Below are 19017 nucleotides of genomic sequence, written 5' to 3'. Positions count from 1 at the left end.
GATTGCTGTCATTCCGGGGCTCGCGAAGCGAGAGCCCGGAATCCATTCGTCCACGGAACACGCGGCCTGATGGATTCCGGGTTCGCGCGTTGCGCGCCCCGGAATGACGACGGGGCTGAATAGCCGCTCTTGTTTCTGTCCCCTGTTTCGCCCAGCTATTATCAGGTAGCAAGCACAGTCTGAGAGCGCAGGGCGCGTAAAGGAACGGCATGCCGGCACAGCGAAGTATTGTCATCTGCGGGGGCGCGTTTGCGGGTCTGGCGCTGGCCGTGGCGTTGCGCCAGGGGCTGGGGCCGGACATTCCGGTCATCGTGGCCGATCCGGCGCTGAGCCAGCGCCCAAGCCGCGATCCGCGCGCGACCGCGATCGTGGCCGCCTGCCGGCGGCTGTTCGAGACCCTCGGCGTCTGGGGCCAGGTGGCGCCGACGGCGCAGCCGATCACCGACATGGTTGTGACCGACTCCAAGCTGGCGGACGCGACACGTCCGGTGTTCCTGACCTTCGCCGGCAATGTCGCGCCCGGCGAGCCGTTCGCCCACATGGTCGAGAACCGCTATCTGATCGATGCGCTCGCGACCCGCGCCGAAGCCGAAGGCGTCGAGCTGCGCGCCACCGCGGTGTCGAGTTTCGACGCGCGGCCCGACGGCGTCGGCGTCCGGCTGGCCGACGGCACCGAGATCGATGCGAGCCTGCTGGTCGCCGCCGACGGCGCACGCTCGAAGCTGCGCGAGCGCGCCGGGATTGCGACCCATGGCTGGGACTATGACCAATCCGGCATCGTGGTGACCGTCGGGCATGAGCGCGAGCATCACGGCCGCGCCGAGGAGCATTTCCTGCCCGCGGGTCCGTTCGCGATCCTGCCGCTGACCGGCAATCGTTCGTCGCTGGTGTGGACCGAGACGCGCAAGGATGCCGCGCGCATCACGGCGTTGAGCGAGGCGGAATTCCACGCCGAGCTCGAGCAGCGCTTCGGCCTGCACCTCGGCGAGATCAAGGCGCTCGACAAGCCGCGCGGGTTTCCGCTCGGCTATTTCGTCGCGCGCTCGTTCATTGCCGAACGGCTGGCGCTGATCGGCGACGCCGCGCATGTGATCCATCCGATCGCGGGACAAGGGCTCAACATGGGCCTGAAGGATGTCGCAGCACTTGCCGAGGTCGTCGTCGATGCGGCTCGGCTCGGCATGGATCTCGGACAAGCCGACGTGCTCGAGCGCTATCAGCGCTGGCGGCGCTTCGACACCATGGCGATGGGCGTTGCCACCAACTCGCTGAACTTCCTGTTCTCCAACGAATCGACGCTGCTGCGCACCGTGCGCGACATCGGATTGGGCCTCGTCGACCGCGCGCCGCCGCTGAAGAGCATGTTCATCCGCCAGGCAGCCGGGCTGTCAGGCGAGGTGCCGCGGCTGCTGAAGGGTGAGGCGCTGTAAGCCTTGCGCGGTGCCGTAGCCCGGATGCAGCGAAGCGAAATCCGGGAGCAGTCTCTCCACGGGTGGATCGGCCCCGGATTGCGCTGCGCTTCATCCGGGCTACGGCCTTCGCATCCACTATTTCTGTGAAATGAAGCCAGCCACCGCGTCAATTAGGTCGGGATCGAGTGGCCGCTCCGGTTCATTGTAGCTTGCCATGTCGTCCGCCGCGTCGGTGACGTCGACCAGCAGGTGATTCATGTCCGGCAGCCACAATGATTTGGCCGCGACGTCGGCGGTGGTGAGCGCGAGGTAATCGAGCCGCGCCAGCTGATGGTCGCGGCCGCCCGCGATGATGAGCGTTGGCCCGGTAATCTTCTTCATCGGATCGATCGGATCCTCGGTGAAGGCGGATGCGATGGCGGGCTGCATCGCAGGCGCGATCGCCAGCCCCGCCGGCGGCGGGTTGACGATCTGCCCGGCCATGATGTCGTCGATAGCCTTTCCGATCGGCTCGAATTTGTCCGGCGGCAGCTGCTTTTCGAGCTGCGCCTTCAACAGGTTGCCCTGCTTGCGCGCCGCCGTTGCCAGCAGCACCAGCCGGTCGACCGGCACGCGCTGTGCGGCGAGGATCGCGACCAGGCCGCCCTCGCTGTGCCCGACCACCGCAACATGGGCGAACTTGCCGCTGCCGCGCAGATAGTCGATCAGCGCCGCCGCATCGCCGACATAGTCCTTGAAGCGAAAGTCCTCCGGACGGCCGAACTCCTTCTTCCATTCGCCGACGCCGCGCTTGTCGTAGCGCAGCGTCGCGATGCCGCGTGCGACCAGCTGCTCGGAGAGTTTCTTCAATGTCGCCGGCTTGAGCTGCGGCCCGTTGCCGTCATGGTCGGTCGAGCCGGAGCCGGCAATCAGCAGCGCCACCGGCGGCTTTGCGATGTCGGGCGGCACGGTCAGCACCGCGTCAATGGCGCCGATGCGCAGCCTGCTCTCGTCGGCTGTCGCGCTCGCCAACGAGACGAGCAGCAGCAGCCATGTGACGAGGGCGCGCATCAATCGATCTTGCGCGCCTCTTCCGGCAACATGATCGGGATGCCGTCGCGGATCGGATAGGCGAGCTTCGCGGAGCGCGAGATCAGCTCCTGCCGCGCGGCGTCGAATTCCAGCGGTCCCTTGGTGATCGGGCACACCAGGATTTCGAGCAGCTTTGGGTCGGCGGTGCTGTCGAGGTGGTCGGTCGTGGAATTCATGGATGGCTCCAGCTGACCGTCATGTAGCACATCTAAATAAGCGCTGTCAGCGCTTGGTCATCCGCAACAGCTCGTCGATTGCGGCCTGCTGACGCGGCTTCGGCAGCGTCTGCTCGGACAGCGCGTAGCCGATGAACGCCCAATAGAAGATCTGCGCCCGGCCGCGCGCCACGTCGTCAGGGAATCCGGCCTGGCGGAGCAGGGTTTCGATGTAGCCGATGCGGCGCCGGTCGACCTCGAGCACGGCGGCGCGCGCCGCGGCGTACCCGGTGGCCCAGCTGCGCACGGCGCGCTCCAATGCCATTCGCGCCGAGAAGGCCCGGCGCAGCAGCAGCGCCAGCGCGTCGCCGCCTTCCGGAATGGTCTCGAGTTCGGCGATCACCTGCTCGGCGGCAACCTCGCGCCAATGGTTGAGGATCGCGGTGCGGTAGGCGCCGATGTCGGCGAAATGCCAATAGAAGCTGCCGCGCGAGACGCCCATCGCCTTGGCCAGCGGCTCGGCCTTGAGCGCCGTGAAGCCGCGCCGCGCCAGCGTCTTGAGGCCCTGATCGAGCCAGTCCTTGACCGAAAGCTGTTCCGTCATGGTTCCCCGTCCGCGTCCCGACCATACACAAGTGTATTGACAGGCGCCAGCCGGCGGTGTCCTATCCATACATAACTGTATGGAGGCGTTGCGATGCGTGATCTTCTGCTGCAAGGCGCCGGCATCATCGCCATCCTGGTCAGCCTGATCCATGGCGTTCTCGGCGAGACCAAAATATTCGCGCGCGCCACCGTCGAGCCGCCGCGGCTGCGTCTCCTGCTTCGCCTGGTCTATCAGGCCGGCACGGTCGCCTGGATCGGCGGCGGCGTGCTGCTGGTCGCAGCGCCCGCGATGGCCTCCGATGCCGCGCGGCACTGGATCGTGGCGACGCTCGCCATCGTGTTCGGCAGCGCCGCGCTCGCCAATGCGGTCGCGACCCGCGGCCGGCATTTCGGCTGGATGGCGATGAGCGCCGTCGTGGCGCTTGCCGCCGCCGGTTACTAGCGGCGATCGAGCTTGCAGCCGAAACCGCCGAACAGAAGAATCTGCTTGGCGCGCCCAATCATGTCGAAGCGGTCAGGGCCAATATCGAACGACGACCGCCGCAATGGAGTTTTGCATGACCACTGGAGCGGGATTCGATCTGGAGCGTCTTGTTGCGACCAATGCATCGGCGGCCTTCAACCGGCTGGTCGGCCTCGAGGTGGTTTCCGCCGGCGCCGGCGCAGTGGAGCTGCGCATGCCCTGGCGTGATGATCTCACCCAATATGCCGGCCATCTGCACGCGGGCATGATCGCGGCTTTGCTCGATACCGCCTGCGGCTTTGCTGCGGCATCGATCGTCGGTTCCGTCACCGCATCGCATTTCTCGATGAATTGTCTGAAACCCGCGGTGGGCCGCTGCTTCATCGCCAAAGGCGTCACGCTGCGCGCCGGGCGCCGGCAGGTGTTCGCGCGCGCCGAGCTGTTTGCGGAGAACGAACAGGGCGAGGCGTCGCTGGTCGCAACCGGTGAAACCGTCCTCGTTCCGCTCGAGAGTTGAGAACGCGCGCGATCGCAGGACCGTGTGCAATATTTATGGAGCCATCAATTTCCGTGTGGAATCGGCTTACGCGCGGATAACCATGCCACTGAAAGTTGTAGAAAATTATCGAGAAGACAAGTCAATCGGCCTAGCTTGTCCGCGCGGACAACCATGGACCGACGCATGTTTCGTGTTCTTACGTGTCTTTCAGGTGAGCATGACTGGCGGCTCGTTCTGCTCGCCGGCCTGGTCTGCTTCGTTGCCAGCATTGTCGCCGTCAACATCTTCCATCGCGCGATCGCTTCACAGGCGAGGACGCGGCTGATCTGGATTGCGATCGCGGGAGCTGCGATCGGCTACGGCATCTGGGCAACGCATTTCATTGCCATGCTCGCCTACGAGCCGGGCGTGCCGACCGGCTACGGTATCGTCCTGACCGGTCTGTCGCTCGTCGCAGCGATGATGCTGACATCCGGCGGCCTCGGCCTTGCCGCCAGCGACTCCAGCAGCTGGCGTGCGCCGGTCGGCGGCGCGGTGATCGGCGTAGGCATCGCCAGCATGCATTATCTCGGAATGTGGGCGCTGGAAGTGCCGGGCCACGTGGTGTGGTCGATGGATCTCGTGGCGGCCTCCATCGTGCTCGGCATGCTGTTCGGTTACGCCGCGCTGTCGGTCGCGGTCCGCTATCAGGATCGCTGGATGTCGCTCGTCGCGGCGCTGTTGCTGACGCTTGCGATCGTGTCGCATCATTTCACCGCGATGGGCGCGGTCGAGATCGTTCCGGACCCGCTGCTGGCTCCGGAAGCCCTGTCGCTCTCTCCCGCCTTCCTCGCCATCGTGATCGCGGGCGTGGCGCTCTCGGTGCTCGGGATGAGCCTGGTCGGCGTGCTTGCCGACCGGCGCCTCGCGCTTCGCACCCGCCGCTTCGAGGAGATCATCAGCCAGCTCTCGCTGGCGCGGCAGCAGGTCGAGGCGTCGCAGAGGGAGCTGGAAGAACAAAGGCTCCGCCTGGATACGGCGATCAACCACATGGGCGAGGGCCTCTGCATGTTCGATGCGGAGAAGCGCCTCGTCGTGTGCAACGAGCGCTACGCCAAGATGTACCGGCTGCCGCCCGAATTGCTGCTGCCCGGCACCGCCCATCGCGAGATCATCACGCATCGGATCGCCAACGGCATTCTCAAGGGCGAGACCAGCGACAGCGCCGCGACCCAGGTGCTCGCGACATTGAACGCGCTGCCGGCCGACGAGATCAGCAGCCGGGTCGACGAGCTTGCCGACGGCCGCCTGATCTGCGTGACGCGGCAGCCGATGCCCGGCGGCGGCTGGGTGGCGACGCATCGCGACGTTACCGAGCAGCGGCGCTCCGAGGCCAAGATCACCCATATGGCGCAACACGACGCGCTGACCGATTTGCCGAACCGCGTGCTGCTCAAGGAGTGGATGGAGCAGGCGCTCTCCGGCGCACGGTGCGGCGGACCGAGCCTTGCGGTGCTGATGCTCGATCTCGACCGCTTCAAGGACGTCAACGACACCCTCGGGCATCCGGCGGGCGATGCGTTGCTGAAGTCGGTAGCCTCGCGGTTGCGCAGGTGCGTCAGCGATACCACGCTGGTCGCGCGGCTCGGCGGCGACGAGTTCGCTGTCATCGACTACGTCACCGATCCGGTCGCGGAAGCCGGTGTGCTCGCCGAGAGGATCAGGAAGGCGCTCAGTGAGCCGATCGATCTCGGCGATCATCGGGTGACCACCACGACCAGCATCGGGATTGCGATCGCGCCGCGCGACGGCACCGATTCCGACGAGGTCCTGCGCAGCGCCGATCTTGCGCTCTATTCGGCCAAGAGCGGCGGACGCGGCTCGTTCCGCTTCTTCGAGCCGGAGCTCGACCGGCTGCTGCAGACCCGGCGCAGCCTCGAGCGCGACATGCGCAGCGCGCTCGCCAACGGCGAGTTCGAGCTGCACTATCAGCCGTTCATCAACGTCGCGAGCGGCGAGACCTGCGGCTTCGAAGCGTTGCTGCGGTGGCATCATCCGCAACGCGGCATGGTGTCCCCGGCACAGTTCATTCCGCTGGCGGAAGAGACCGGGCTGATCGTGCCGCTCGGCGAATGGGTGCTGCGCACCGCGTGTGCGGAAGCCGCCAAATGGCCCGATGACCTCAAGATCGCGATCAATCTGTCGCCGGTGCAGTTCCGGAGCCCCGAACTGGTCCCGGTGATCGTGCACGCGCTGGCGAGCTCGGGCGTTTCGCCCGACAGGCTCGAGCTCGAGGTCACCGAAACGGCGATCATCCAGGACAGCGAGGCGGTGTTCGCGGCGCTCAGCCAGCTGCATGATCTCGGGGTGCGGATCGCGCTCGACGATTTCGGCACCGGCTATTCGTCGCTGAGCTTCCTGCAGAAGTTTCCGTTCGACAAGGTCAAGATCGACCGCAGCTTCGTGTCCGAACTCGCGGGCGCAACCGACGAGTCGCGCCGGATCGCGCGCGCGATCGTTCGCTTCGCCGTCAGCCTCGGCAAGACGACGACGGCCGAAGGCGTCGAAACGAGGGAGCAGCTCGACATCCTGCGTGCCGACGCCTGCGTGGAAGTGCAGGGCTTCCACTTCAGCCCCGCCGTCCAGAGCGAGAAGGTCGCACAGATGATCAGTGGGCGGATGCCGGCAGCGACCGAACGCCCCGCGGTTCGTCTGGCAATGGCGGGTGCCGCGTCCTGACCGAAAGGCCGCGTCAGCAGATTCAATTACCCATGAGGCGTAAGGCCGCAGCAAGCGGTCAAAACCAAATTGCGCGTGGAGCGCAAAGCGGTTTTCGCGGCTGTTAGAATTTCTCTAAAGCGTGCCGTGTCCGCGCTTCCTTGACTTGGCAATCACCTCGGCATTCTTCACGCATGTGCTCAGCGCGATGGCGTTGTGGCATGATCGTCAACGGAGGGGAGATGCGCGTGAGAGTGATGATGGGCGCTGCGCTTGCAGCGTGCGTTCTTGGGTCCGTTCTTGGGCTGACCGGATCGGCGGCGTTCGCCGACGGCTACAAGAATTGCACCAAGCTCGACAAGGCGTCGTGGAAGCCGGCAACCGATGCCGAAGCCAAGGCCAAGGCGGCGGGCTACGAGGTGCGCCGCTCGAAGGTCGAGGGTTCCTGCTACGAAGTGTACGGCGTCAAGGAAGGCAAGCTCTACGAGCTGTTCTACAGCCCGGAGGATCTCAGCCTGAAGCACACGATCGCCAAGTGAATCTTCAAGTGAATCGTCGAGTGAAGCAGACGCGATGACGAAGGCGGCGCCCGGCGCCCGCGGCGCCACCACCGTGCAGGTCTGGGACCTGCCGCTGCGGCTCTGGCACTGGGCGCTCGCCATCCTCGTCCTGGTCGCTTGGGTGACGCCCAACGTCTATGACCGGCTGCACCGGCTGGCGGGCTATTCCGTGATCGGGCTCTTGGCATTCCGGCTGATCTGGGGCTTTGCCGGCACGCGCTATGCGCGCTTCGGCAAGCTCGGCGTCCGATTGCGCGCCGCGCCGCGCTACATCTGGAATCTCCGCCGCGGCATCACCGGACGCTATATCGGGCTCAACCCCGCGGGCACCGTGATGCTGGTGGCACTGCTGCTCACGCTCGCGGTCTCCGCGATCACGGGTGCAATGGAGGTCACGGTGACCTTCTTCGGGGTCTGGTGGGTCGAGGACACCCACGCCTATGCTTCGGATACGGTCATCATCCTGGTCGCCCTGCACGTGCTTGGCGTCATCGTGGTGGGATTGCTGCAGCGTCAGAACCTGGTGCGCGCGATGTTCACCGGGCGGAAGGTTTTCCGTAGTCCTCGGTAAGCGGCTTCGAGCCGCCAGGCCGGGTCGCGTCTTTGGTTCGGAAGCCCCATGCGCAAATCCGCCGCCGGTGCCGGAAAATCCCGACCTACCATTGAAGCTTATTCTTATTCTAATTCTAAACTTGAGTGATTCTAACCGCCGAGTTGCCACCTGGATGGCGGAAACTCTCCGAAATAATTCTCGGTAGTGTTAGGTGCGCCCTTATGTCGCGGGTTTTCGTTTCCGCAGAGTATGGGGGGCACATGTCGTCGCATCGTTGCGTGGGGTTAGGTGCATCGAAATTCGAACTTGGCTTTGATTCCAGGCGCGCGGCGCTGCTCGCGGCGACCGCGCTGTCGATCATCAGCAGCGGCAGCGCATTCGGGGCTGAAGATACCGCGAACGAGGCGTTGCTGAAAAAGCTCGACAAGATGGAGCGGCGGATCCAGGCGCTCGAGGCCGAGCTGAAGCAGAAGGACAGCCGCTCACCCGCGCCGCAGGCGGCCTCGATCCGGAGCGCCAATGCCGCGGCTTCGTCGGTCGAGCCGAAAGAGGCGGCCGACACCAAGGACCCGAAGGACGCCAAGGGCAAGTCCGCAGCTCAATCAGCGCAGACGCCGGCCAAGCCGATGTTGCAGCTGCCCCCGCTTCCGGCGGTCGGTGACAAGCCTATTCTCGGGCTGGCGGACTCACCCGTGGCCGGTCTCAGCATCGGCGCCTATGGCGAGATCAAGTTCGGTACCATGCAAAACCCCGCCGCCAACGGCCAGTGGCAGAAGGGCTTCGATGCTGCACGATTCGTCTTGTTGCCGACCTATGCGATCACGCCGAACATCATCTTCAACGCCGAGATCGAGTTCGAGCACGCAGGGTCCGGTTTTGACAACGACGACAAGCTGCACGGCACCGCCGAGATCGAGCAGCTCTGGATCGATTTCAAGATCCTCGATCAGTTCAACTGGCGCGCGCCCGGCATTGATCTCGTGCCGATCGGCTACATCAACCAGCATCACGAGCCGACGCAGTTCTACAGTGTGAACCGGCCCGAATTGTACAACGGCCTCATCCCATCGACCTGGAAGGTGCCGTCGAGCAGCGTCTACGGCACCATCAGCGAAGATCTGAAGTATCAGGTGATGGTCAGCACCAGCAACGAGGACTTCGGCGATACCTTCGACAATCGCACCGCGGCCAAGACCGTGCCGCTTCCCGGAACGCCCTACGCCGCGGGCATCGATGGCCTGAATGGGCTCGGGTTCTCCAGGCCCCCGCTCGGCGACTTCCAGCAGCTCAACAATGCCGTCGCCGTCTCCGGACGGCTCGACGTCACGCCGACATTCGTGCCCGGCTTCGCGGGAAGTGTGAGCGCCTACTTCTCGCCGAACACGACGCCACGCGGGGCACACGATGATCTCGGCAATTTCCTGGGCCACTCCAGTCTGGCGATGTTCGACGCCGAGTTCCGCTACCGCGTCCCTGAAACGGGCCTCGAGCTTCGCGGCGAGTATGTCCACGCCGAATTCAGCCATCCGGAGAACCTGCGCGCGAACAACGATTCAGATCCCACCAACAATGTCGGCAAGGCGATGAACGGCTATTCCGGCGAGATCGCCTATCACGTGCCGCTCGGCACCATCCTGAACAGCGAGTGGGAGGCGGTGCCCTTCTATCGCTACACCTACCAGAATTTGCAGAGCGGCGGCTTTGCCGGCACGGATGCCAACATGCCGACCGGCGCCGGCCAACGCCAGTTCCATACCGCCGGCTTCGCGCTCTTCCCGTCACCGAAGATCGCGCTGAAGGCGACCTATCAGCACGTCATCGACAAGAGCATCACCGGCGCGATGTCGGATTCTTTCCTCGGCGGCGTCGGATTCTTCTTCTGAGATCAGCGCGGTCGCGTCGGAGCAAACGCTCCGCGCGCATGATGAAAACGATTGGAGCCAGGTGAGAGATGACGTGGGTTCGATATACACTGCCTGCAGCGGCGATCGTGTCGGCTGCTTCGCCGGCCTATGCCGTTCAGTATCTGTCGATCGAGGAGGCGCAGAAGCAGGCGTTTCCGTCGGCGACGAATTTCACCGAAGTCCAGGCAGGCCGGGTCTGGAAGGCCGAAGCCGGAGGCAAGGTCGCGGGCTTCCTTGTCTTCGACCGGGTGATCGGCAAGCACCTGTTCATCGACTATGCAGTGGCGCTGACGCCGGGCGGCGCAGTGCATAAGGTCGAGATCCTGCAATATCGGGAGTCCTATGGCGGCGAGATCCGGAGTCCGAGCTGGCTGGCGCAATTCGTCGGCAAGACCGGCGGCAGTGCGTTGAAGATCAACGGCGACATCCGGAATATCTCCGGCGCGACGCTGTCGTCGACGCATGTAACGGAGGGCGTGAAGAGGATTTTGGCCGCCTATGCCAATCGCCTCCGATAGCATTCGCCGCGCCCGGCCGCTGCTCGGCACCTTCGTCGAGATCGAGGTCGCGGCTGGCGCCGGACCCGAAACGGATGCCGCCATTGACGCCGCATTCGACGCCGTCGCGCGGGTTCATCGGCTGATGAGCTTTCACGAGCACGACAGCGACGTCAGCCGCCTCAACCGGGACGCCGGCGTCCGGCCGACGCGCGTTGATGCCTGGACGTTCGAGGTCCTGGAGGCGGCGCTCGAGATGCATCGCCGCTCCAAGGGTGCCTTCGATGTCACCGTTGCGCCGGTGTTGCAAGCCATGGGCCTGCTGCCCGGACCGGGCGGCGATCGCGTCATCGGGCCGGAACCGAGCCTCGACAATGCGATCGAGCTGCTGCCCGAACTAGGAGTGCGCCTTCGATCACCGGGCATCACGATCGATCTCGGAGGGATCGCCAAGGGTTTTGCCGTCGATCGCGCCGTCGAGGTGTTGCGCGGCTTCGATATTCCGGGCGGGGTGGTGAATGCCGGCGGCGATCTTCGGGTGTTCGGACAGGGACCGCACACGGTCCATCTGCGCGACCCCCGCGACCCGCTCCGCCTGCTCGCTGGTATCGAGCTGACGGATCAGGCGCTGGCATCGACCGCGCTTCGTTTTGATTTGGTCGACGGAGCGCCTCCGGGCACTTCTGCAATCATCGATCCCGCCACGGGCAATCCGGCCAACGTCGCGATCGGCGCCACGGTCTGCGCGCCCTCATGCATGATCGCCGATGCGCTGACGAAGGCTGTCATGATCGCGGGGACCAATGCCGGCGACCTGCTTGAGCAATACAAGGCAAGTGCCTTGCTGATCTCGACCGACGGCGACGTTCAGATCACTTCCGACTGGCCTCAGGCGGTGCATCTTGCGGCTTAAACGTTCATTTCGCTATTCGATGTACGCGACGTTCGGAGCGCTGTTGCTGACCGGCGCCGGCTGGCTGGTGGCGGACTGGCAAAAGAACGTTGCCGGCGACGAGATCTGGCAGCAGGCCGCCGCCAACTTATTGATGGTTCATGGCGGGGTCGCCATGCTGGCGCTGTTGACGCTGGGCGCCCTCATCCCCGTGCATCTGCTGCGCGCGTGGCGGAGCCGCAAGAATCGCATTTCGGGATCGATCATGGCGGCGTTCAATGCCGTCCTGATCCTGACCGCCTTCGGGCTCTATTATCTTGGATCCGAACAGGTGCGGCCCTGGATGAGTTGGATCCATCTCACAGCGGGATTTGCCCTCTCTTTGATGTTTCCGCTTCACATTTGGCTGGGCCGACGAGAGTTGCGGTGAAGCGCCTCATTGCACCGGCGGGTCGCCGGAGGTGCGCTTCTTGGCGAGGTCCATCTCGGTGACCGCGATCAGGATCTCGGCGCGGGTCTTCAGGTCGGGCGCTTCCAGCATCGCCTGCTTCTCGGCCGGACCATAGGGCGACATCATCGCCAGCGCATTGACCAGCGCCTCGTTCGGCGCGGATTCGATGCCTTCCCAGTCGACCTTCAGATTGTTGGCTTCCAGGAAATCCGCCAGCACCTCGAGCAGCGCCTTGCGGTCGACGGCGTCCTCGCCCTTGCGCGCGGTGAAGTCGCCGGCGAAGGAGAAGAAGTCGACCTTGCACTGCCGGTACGGCGTCTGCACGGTCAGCTCCTCGACCACCTTGAAGCGCGCCACGCCGGTCAGTTCGAGGATGTAGCGGCCGTCGCCGGATTCGGCGAGCTGGGTGATGCGGCCGACGCAGCCGATCCGGAACAGCGCCGGCTTCGCCTCCTTCTGCGAATGCGCCACGTCGGGCTGGATCATGCCGATCAGGCGGTGACCGTCGCGCAGCGCGTCGTCGATCATCGCGAGATAACGCGGCTCGAAGATGTTGAGCGGCATCTGGCCGCGCGGCAGCAGCAGCGCGCCCGGCAGCGGGAACACCGGGATCACCTCGGGGAGCTCGCCGGGCCCGCGATATTCGGCATTGATCGGCATCTGCGGTCCCGGTGCTGTGACGGGCGTGCGTTACGAGAATAGAATCGTCGACAACCGCCTGCGCCCCTCGACGGTTGCCTCATCGGTGCCGCCCCACGCCTCGAAGAACTGCACCAGCTGCTTGCGCGCGCCGTCGTCGTTCCACTTGCGGTCGCGCTTGACGATCGCGAGCAGCTGCTCGGTCGCTTCACTGCGCTTGTTCATGGCATTGAGCGCGGTCGCAAGATCGAACCGGGCCTGGTGATCGAGCGGGTTTGCGGCGACTTTCTGTTCCAGCTCGGCGATCGGGCCGACCGACTGCGCCTGTTCGGCGAGGTCGATCGCCGCCTGCACCGCCTTCACCGCGGCGTCATTGCGCTTGGATTCCGGCACCATCGCGAGCGTCTGCTTGGCCTGCTCGACCGCACCCGACGTGACGTAGCACTTGGCGAGGCCGGCCAGCGCCGCGATGTTGGTGGCGTCGTGCGCCAGCACCTCGGCATAGATCTGCGCCGCACCCTCGACATCGCCCTCGGCCAGCACGGCGTCGGCCTCGGCCAGGATCTCCGCGAGATTGGGCTCGCCGGCGGCGGGCACACCCTTGGTGATCTTCTCGATGAAGGCGTTGATCTGGCTCTCCGGCACCGCGCCCATGAAGCCATCGGCGGGCTGGCCGTTGACGAAGGCGATCACGGCCGGGATCGACTGGATGCCCATCTGGCCGGGGATCTGCGGATGCTCGTCGATGTTCATCTTGACCAGCTTGACCCGGCCCTTGGCATTGCGGACCGCCTTTTCCAGCATCGGGGTGAGCTGGCGGCACGGACCGCACCACGGCGCCCAGAAGTCGATCATGACCGGCTGGCGGCGCGATTCCTCGATGACGTCCTTGACGAAGGTCTGGGTCGTCGTCTCCTTGATCAGATCGGGCGCTGCCTCGGGCGTGGGGCCGCCCTGCTCCATTATCGTCACGTTGTCCTCGCCTTGGTCTTCTGAGGTCGGAAAAATACGGGGGCGTTCTAGCACGCTCCGGACGGCGTGTTCAGCCGTTCTGTCAGCCCAGAGCATGATCCCGGAACATGCTCCGTAGATGGCGGTCGGCCGGCAAAATTCAATCGCTCACCGCCCGGCCTGTTCCATCGGAGATCGGGTGGGTTTGAGGTCCGGAACGGCCGACGATGGCGCTCCTTCATCGCAAACAGGGGATCGCCCGTGGCAAAGGCCTATTACAGCACCGTATTCGAGCAGCCGGCCGGCGAGGTCTGGAAAATCATCCGCGATTTCAACAATTACCCGGTCTGGGTCCACGGCGCGGGCACCAGCGAGATCGAGGACGGCAAGTCCGGCGATACCGTCGGCGCCGTGCGCAACGTCCTGTACCGGGAACGGCGGATCCGGCAGCGGCTGCTCGCCCAGTCCGACGTCGAACGCTTCCAGACCTACGAATTTGCCGGTCCTCCGACCCTTCCGATGACCGACTTCAGCGCGACCCTGCGGGTGACCCCGGTGATCGACGGCGACCGGGCCTTTATCGAATGGTGGGCGGTGTTCGATTGCGACGCGGACCGCCGCGTCGAGCTGGCGCAGACGCTGACCGGCTGGTTCGAGACCTGGCTCGAATCGCTCCGGGACGAGATGGCCCTGAGGCTGGTTCCGGCCGAAACATAAAAAGAAATCGTCGCGATGACCGGTTTCGGCCGATTCGGGGTCAATTTTTAAGGAAACCGTGCGATTTCGTGAAGCTCGGACCGCGCTCTTGTGTTGCATTCACAGACAGCATTTGGCATAGGTCTGCCGTTGCCGGCGAGCGATCGCCGCCATTTCGGATGCGGGTGTAGCTCAGTGGTAGAGCACGACCTTGCCAAGGTCGGGGTCGAGGGTTCGAGCCCCTTCGCCCGCTCCAAAATATCTCGCTGACCGAGCTGACAGTCTGATGAAGGCCCGCCCATTGGTGCGGGCTTTTTTGCTGTTCGGACGGTTTTGCAGTTCAGGCAGTGCCGTGATCTCGCGGTCAAGATGCCGCGGCCCGCGATGGCCGCTTCTGCCTGCTGCCGCGCGTGAGTGCGGCGGCGGATGTCAGGACCTGCGAGGCGGTCTGTCCCGCCGCCGAGGTGAAGCTGTCTTCCAGCTCCGACATCGACAGCGCCACAACCGAAGCGGGCGAGACCTCCAAGGCGTTTGCAAATGCATTCCGATTCCAGCGCGAGATCGTGCCGCAATGCGCGTGCAGCACCAGTGCGTTCACCGGACTGTCGCCGATTGCGATCGAGCACGACATGACGCTGCGGATCGGCGAAATCATCGCCGCCGATGACGGCTTCAAGATCGCGGCGATCTTCGGCGGGCAGAAGCGCAGTGTGCTGTTCAGGCCGCTGCCGAAGGCCAAGGAGCAGGCGCTCGGGCTTGCGCATTTCTCGTCGCGATAGACGCGATCGCGAGCGTTAGCTACGTTTGAATATTACGCTGCGGTGCAGAATGCCTTGTTATCAGGCAGTCTGCGCAGGAAAATTTCGTCTCAAATTTCGTCTCAACTTGTTTTGACGCAGCGCACACCCGAGCATGCGCTTTTCAGCGTCGATGGATGTGCTACCATTTTGCCGTCTGACCTACCTCACAGACCGCCACCATCATCTCTCAGGGCGTTCAAAATCAATAACAGGCAAGCTGCAACGGCTTGCGTAGGGGAGTGACGCGATGAAATCGGCTTTCAATCGATCCATACTTGCGTTCGCGGCGATTGCGCTGCTGGCGGGAACAACCTTCGCCAATGCGCAGCAACAAACCGACAAGAACCGGGCGCTGAAGAAATACGAATCCGGCACCAAGGAATTCTGGACCCATCCGCCGGATGACTGGTTCCTCGGCGACGAGACCGAAGCGCAGAAGGGCCTTGCCCCGCCGTCCGGTCCGCCGACCGGCGCATCCGACGCCGAACTCGCCGCGATGATGAAGAAGATCAAGCTGCCGCCGGGCTTCAAGATCGAGGTCTATGCCTCGAACGTGCTCGCGGCGCGGCAGATGGCCTGGGGCGACAAGGGCACGCTGTTCGTCGGCTCATTCGGCCTCGGCAACGTCTATGCGATCAAGGACAACAACGGCAAGAAGGAGGTCAAGACCATCTTGAAGGGCCTCAACATGCCGACCGGCCTCACGTTCCGCGACGGCGCGCTCTATGTCATCGCGGTCGACAAGCTGATCAAGTACGACAATGCCGAAGCCAATCTCGACAATCTCGGCAGCGGCAAGGTGGTGTATGACGACATGCCGTCGTATGCGGCGCATGGCTGGAAATACATCGCCGTCGACAAGGACGGCTGGTTCTACATTCCGTTCGGACCTCCCTTCAACATCGGCATCCCGCCGACCTCGGTGTCGCAGATCCGCCGCGTCGATCCCAAGACCGGCAACGCGGAGGTCTGGGCGCTCGGCGTGCGCAACTCGGTCGGCGGCGACGTCGACCCGCGCACCGGCAAGTACTGGTTCACCGAAAACGCCCGCGACTGGATCAGCGACGATCTGCCGAGCGACAAGCTCAACATGATCTCGAAGATCGGCGAGCATTTCGGCTATCCCTATTGCCACCAGGGCAATTTGCCGGACACCAAGTTCGCGATGGGTCACAAGTGCTCGGAGTTCACCCCGCCGGTGTACAATCTCGGCGCCCACGTCGCTCCGCTCGGCATGAAGTTCTATACCGGCAGCCAATTCCCGGCCGAGTACAAGAACAGCATCCTGATCGCCGAGCACGGCTCCTGGAACCGGCACAAGTACCAGGGCGGCCGCATCGTGAAGATCACCGCGAGCCCCGACGGCAAGAATGCCAAGCAGGAAATCTTCGCCTCCGGCTGGATCGAGGGTGACCAGGGCTATCTCGGTCGTCCCGCCGACATCCTGCTCGACAAGGATGGCTCCATCCTCGTCGCCGACGATTGGGCAGGTGCGATCTATCGCATCAGCTACAGCAAGAAGTAACGGTTGAAGGCATGCGGGGCTGCGGTCGCCGATGAGGCACCCGCAGCCCCGTTCGCTTGGTTCGGCACGCCAAACACGGAACAGACTCGTCATGCCCGGACTTGATCCGGGCATCCATCCAAACAAAAACCCTTCTGCAAGCCAGATGGATTGCCGGGTCAAGCCCGGCAATGACACGTGGAGAGAACTGGCAATGCGTATCGCGTCCCTCGGAATCCTGTTCGCGTCGGCAATCGCGATGACCTCCTTTGCGGAGGCAGCCGATGTCGCCGCCGGCAAGGCAAAGGCCGAAATCTGCGCCGGTTGCCATGGCGACAACGGCATCTCGCAGACCGAGAACATTCCCTCGCTGGCCGGCCAGCTCGACCAGTTCATTCAATGGCAGCTGGTGTTCTTCCGTGCCGGTGCGCGCAAGAACGAGCAGATGCAGCCGATCGTCGAGCAGCTCACCAATGACGACATCCGCAATCTCGGCGCCTATTTCGCCTCGCTGACGCCGTTCAAGGGCGGCAAGGACGACAATCCGGACCTGTCGGAGAAGGGCAAGCAGGCCGCCGCCGGCCGCCGCTGCGCCTCATGCCATGGCGATACTTTTGCCGGCACCAAGGCGGTGGCCCGCATCGCGGGCCAGCGCGAGGAGTATCTTGTCAAGGCGCTGCACGACTACAAGTCCGGCGTCCGCTCCGGCGGCGCGCAGGCGGCGATGGCCGATGTGGCGTACCCGCTGAGCGACGAAGAGATCACCGCGCTCGCGCATTATCTGGCGCATTTGTAGCGGCAACGATGGTGTCGTCCCTGCGAAAGCAGGGACCCATAACCACCGGCTTCAATTGTCTTGAAGAGATATCAACCCCGACCGCCTCAAATCGTGAGGCCGCGGCGTATGGGTCCCTGCTTTCGCAGGGACGACACCGATTGTATTACGCCTGACGCTGCTTCTCATACGCCTTGAGATGTGTGTAGGCCGTGCGCAGCTTCGGCACCGGGATCTTCGCGGCATCGGCGCGCACGATCAGGTCGCCGATCACGTGGTCGGCCTCGACCGGCAGCCCCGCCTTGATGTCGCGGAACATCGATGCGGTCATCGGCGAGCCCTCGGTGGTCAAGAGCCCGCGGGTGCGCTGGAAGAACGGACCACCCGGCGCATGGCCGGCGTCGGCCGCGATCGCGCTGCATTCGTCGAGGATGCCGAGCAGGAAATCCTTGCCGCCGGGCGCGGCCAGGATGTTGCCGACCGAGGTCCGCATCAGGCTGGTGGACGCGGCGAGCGACGCCAGGAACACCCACTTCTCCCACATGTCCTGCATCACGTGCTCGCTGGCGGCCGCACCGTTGATCGCGGAGAAGGTCTCGGCGATCGCACGCACCCGGTCCGACAGGCCGCCGGCGCGTTCGCCGAAACCGAGCGACTGCATCGGCTGCAGCTGCACCACTTCGCGCTTCTCGTTCAGCGTCGCCGCGATCGCGCAGAGGCCGCCGAGCACGTGCTGGGCGCCGAATTTCTTGTCGAGCGCATCGAGATGCAGCATGCCGTTGAGCAGCGGGATGATCGCGGTCTTGTCGCCGACCGCAGGCGCAAAGGACTTGATCGCGTCCTCGAGATCGAACGCCTTGCAGCTCAACAGCACGACGTCGAACTTGTCCGACAGCTTGTCGGCCTGCACGGTCGGCGGATTGTTCAGCGTGACGTCGCCGTTCGGGCTCTTGATCACGAGCCCGGCGGAGGCGAGCTCGGAGGCGCGGCGGGGCCGAACGAGAAATGTCACGTCGCGGCCGGCCTGAAGCATCCGGCCGCCGAAATATCCGCCGATCGCACCGGCGCCGACCACGAGAACGCGCATGGGAATTTGTCCTTCTTTGTTGTTGCCCGGGACGCGAGCAAAGAGCGAATGGGGAATGGCAAATAGATAAGGATTCTGACCGACTATTCGCTACCCGCTATTGGCCATTCGCTCATCTCACTTTCGCGACACCAATTCTTCGACCTCGCGCAGCTGCTCCTTGCCGAAGAAAATCTCGTTGCCGACAAAGAAGGTCGGCGAACCGAATGCACCGCGCTCGACGGCGGCCTGGGTGTTTGCGATCAGCTTGGCCTTCACGTCGGCGTCCTGCGCGCGGGCGAACAGTTTGGCGGCGTCGAGGCCGAAGGAGGCGATGGCTTTGCCGGCCACTTCCGGATCGTCCATCTTCTTCGGCTCGACCCACATGTGGTGGAAAGCCGCCTCGATGTATTTTTCGAACACGCCTTCGAGCTGGGCGGCGACCGCCGCGCGCATCAGGTTCAGCGTATTGACCGGGAAGAACGGGTTCCAGGTGTAGGGCTTGACGCCAAAGCGCTTGAGGAAGCGCTCGGTCTCGATCTTCATGAACTCGGGCTTGTTCTTGACGCCCGCCAGCGTCTCGGCCGGCGACTTGTTGTTGGTGGCCTTGAAGATGCCGCCGAGCAGGATCGGGACGTATTCGAACCTGACGCCGGTGCGCTTCTCGATCGCCGGGATCGCCTCGTGGCTGAGGAAGGCATTGGGGCTGCCGAAATCGAACAGGAATTGCGGATTCTGGCTCACGGCGGTCTCTCCCCTCGACTTATCTCGTTTGGGCTTGCTTGGCATTTCTCTAGCATGGGCCTGCTGCCGCAGGGGCCATCAG

The 19017-nt window shown here is 64.3% G+C and carries 21 protein-coding genes and 1 tRNA gene; 15 read left to right on the top strand and 7 right to left on the bottom strand.

All coding sequences use genetic code 11. The annotated features are described in order from the left end of the window. Positions 1-209 precede the first annotated feature (209 nt). Positions 210-1430, top strand: coding sequence for a ubiquinone biosynthesis hydroxylase (locus ACOIX3_RS42150; protein ID WP_420967825.1), 1221 nt, complete (start codon positions 210-212; stop codon positions 1428-1430). 117 nt (positions 1431-1547) lie between these two features. Here the strand turns inward: ACOIX3_RS42150 and ACOIX3_RS42145 are convergent, their stop codons facing one another. From ACOIX3_RS42145 to ACOIX3_RS42135, 3 genes are read right to left on the bottom strand one after another with little or no spacing between them, the layout of a single operon-like run. Continuing rightward, the gene (locus tag ACOIX3_RS42145) at positions 1548-2462 is read right to left on the bottom strand and encodes an alpha/beta hydrolase family protein (protein WP_420967824.1); all 915 of its coding nucleotides are present in this window, start codon (positions 2460-2462) and stop codon (positions 1548-1550) included. Further along, complete coding sequence (locus tag ACOIX3_RS42140) at positions 2462-2659, bottom strand: Trm112 family protein (RefSeq protein ID WP_029080935.1); 198 nt, start codon at positions 2657-2659, stop codon at positions 2462-2464. Before ACOIX3_RS42140 ends, ACOIX3_RS42145 begins: the two co-directional genes overlap by 1 nt. Before the next feature lie 46 nt (positions 2660-2705). Further along, positions 2706-3242, bottom strand: a complete 537-nt coding sequence (locus ACOIX3_RS42135) for a TetR/AcrR family transcriptional regulator (protein ID WP_420967823.1) — start codon at positions 3240-3242, stop codon at positions 2706-2708. Between the two features lie 93 nt (positions 3243-3335). Between ACOIX3_RS42135 and ACOIX3_RS42130 the strand changes: the two genes are divergently transcribed. The 9 genes from ACOIX3_RS42130 (at position 3336) to ACOIX3_RS42090 (ending at position 11739) form a co-directional block, all read left to right on the top strand. Beyond that, positions 3336-3686 carry a hypothetical protein gene (locus ACOIX3_RS42130; protein WP_420967822.1) on the top strand — a complete coding sequence of 117 codons (351 nt, stop codon included), beginning with the start codon at positions 3336-3338 and terminating at the stop codon, positions 3684-3686. Between the two features lie 115 nt (positions 3687-3801). Then, positions 3802-4224, top strand: coding sequence for a PaaI family thioesterase (locus ACOIX3_RS42125; protein ID WP_420967821.1), 423 nt, complete (start codon positions 3802-3804; stop codon positions 4222-4224). 165 nt (positions 4225-4389) lie between these two features. After that, complete coding sequence (locus ACOIX3_RS42120) at positions 4390-6924, top strand: bifunctional diguanylate cyclase/phosphodiesterase (RefSeq protein ID WP_420967820.1); 2535 nt, start codon at positions 4390-4392, stop codon at positions 6922-6924. A gap of 239 nt (positions 6925-7163) precedes the next feature. After that, positions 7164-7442, top strand: a complete 279-nt coding sequence (locus tag ACOIX3_RS42115) for a PepSY domain-containing protein (RefSeq protein WP_420971934.1) — start codon at positions 7164-7166, stop codon at positions 7440-7442. A 34-nt stretch (positions 7443-7476) separates the two neighbouring features. Beyond that, the gene (locus ACOIX3_RS42110) at positions 7477-8034 is read left to right on the top strand and encodes a cytochrome b/b6 domain-containing protein (protein WP_420967819.1); all 558 of its coding nucleotides are present in this window, start codon (positions 7477-7479) and stop codon (positions 8032-8034) included. 242 nt (positions 8035-8276) lie between these two features. Next, positions 8277-9899 (top strand): hypothetical protein, encoded by a 1623-nt coding sequence (locus ACOIX3_RS42105; RefSeq protein WP_420967818.1) that lies wholly within the window; start codon positions 8277-8279, stop codon positions 9897-9899. A gap of 68 nt (positions 9900-9967) precedes the next feature. Then, positions 9968-10438 carry an FMN-binding protein gene (locus ACOIX3_RS42100; protein ID WP_298370986.1) on the top strand — a complete coding sequence of 157 codons (471 nt, stop codon included), beginning with the start codon at positions 9968-9970 and terminating at the stop codon, positions 10436-10438. Next, positions 10419-11330 (top strand): FAD:protein FMN transferase, encoded by a 912-nt coding sequence (locus ACOIX3_RS42095; protein ID WP_420967817.1) that lies wholly within the window; start codon positions 10419-10421, stop codon positions 11328-11330. Before ACOIX3_RS42100 ends, ACOIX3_RS42095 begins: the two co-directional genes overlap by 20 nt. Further along, on the top strand, positions 11320-11739 hold the full coding sequence (locus ACOIX3_RS42090; RefSeq protein ID WP_420967816.1) for a hypothetical protein: 420 nt from the start codon (positions 11320-11322) through the stop codon (positions 11737-11739). The genes ACOIX3_RS42095 and ACOIX3_RS42090 overlap by 11 nt, the downstream gene beginning before the upstream one ends. Positions 11740-11745: 6 nt before the next feature. On the opposite strand, the gene ACOIX3_RS42085 is transcribed toward ACOIX3_RS42090, so the two are convergent. Both ACOIX3_RS42085 and trxA read right to left on the bottom strand, forming a co-directional pair. Continuing rightward, entirely contained in the window at positions 11746-12420 is a 675-nt protein-coding gene (locus tag ACOIX3_RS42085; protein ID WP_229166118.1) for an LON peptidase substrate-binding domain-containing protein, read from the bottom strand. A gap of 30 nt (positions 12421-12450) precedes the next feature. After that, the gene (gene trxA / locus ACOIX3_RS42080; RefSeq protein ID WP_420967815.1) at positions 12451-13371 is read right to left on the bottom strand and encodes a thioredoxin; all 921 of its coding nucleotides are present in this window, start codon (positions 13369-13371) and stop codon (positions 12451-12453) included. Between the two features lie 240 nt (positions 13372-13611). Here trxA and ACOIX3_RS42075 point away from each other — a divergent pair, with 240 nt between their 5' ends. The 5 genes from ACOIX3_RS42075 (at position 13612) to ACOIX3_RS42055 (ending at position 17146) form a co-directional block, all read left to right on the top strand. After that, entirely contained in the window at positions 13612-14067 is a 456-nt protein-coding gene (locus ACOIX3_RS42075) for an SRPBCC family protein (RefSeq protein WP_420967814.1), read from the top strand. Between the two features lie 160 nt (positions 14068-14227). After that, positions 14228-14302, top strand: a tRNA-Gly gene (locus ACOIX3_RS42070). A gap of 154 nt (positions 14303-14456) precedes the next feature. Next, entirely contained in the window at positions 14457-14825 is a 369-nt protein-coding gene (locus tag ACOIX3_RS42065; RefSeq protein WP_420967813.1) for a DUF2865 domain-containing protein, read from the top strand. Positions 14826-15093: 268 nt separating this feature from the next. Then, the gene (locus tag ACOIX3_RS42060; protein ID WP_420967812.1) at positions 15094-16371 is read left to right on the top strand and encodes a PQQ-dependent sugar dehydrogenase; all 1278 of its coding nucleotides are present in this window, start codon (positions 15094-15096) and stop codon (positions 16369-16371) included. Positions 16372-16564: 193 nt separating this feature from the next. Next, entirely contained in the window at positions 16565-17146 is a 582-nt protein-coding gene (locus ACOIX3_RS42055; RefSeq protein ID WP_420967811.1) for a c-type cytochrome, read from the top strand. 145 nt (positions 17147-17291) lie between these two features. Here ACOIX3_RS42055 and panE read toward each other — a convergent pair whose 3' ends face one another. Then, the gene (gene panE, locus ACOIX3_RS42050) at positions 17292-18212 is read right to left on the bottom strand and encodes a 2-dehydropantoate 2-reductase (protein ID WP_420967810.1); all 921 of its coding nucleotides are present in this window, start codon (positions 18210-18212) and stop codon (positions 17292-17294) included. Positions 18213-18329: 117 nt separating this feature from the next. Beyond that, on the bottom strand, positions 18330-18980 hold the full coding sequence (locus tag ACOIX3_RS42045; RefSeq protein WP_420967809.1) for a 2-hydroxychromene-2-carboxylate isomerase: 651 nt from the start codon (positions 18978-18980) through the stop codon (positions 18330-18332). Positions 18981-19017 lie beyond the last annotated feature (37 nt).

The sequence above is a fragment of the Bradyrhizobium sp. B120 genome (genome assembly GCF_049075665.1).
Taxonomy (GTDB): Bacteria; Pseudomonadota; Alphaproteobacteria; order Rhizobiales; family Xanthobacteraceae; genus Bradyrhizobium.
Note: the sequence above shows the minus strand (reverse complement) of the source record. Positions and strands in the feature narration are given on the sequence as shown.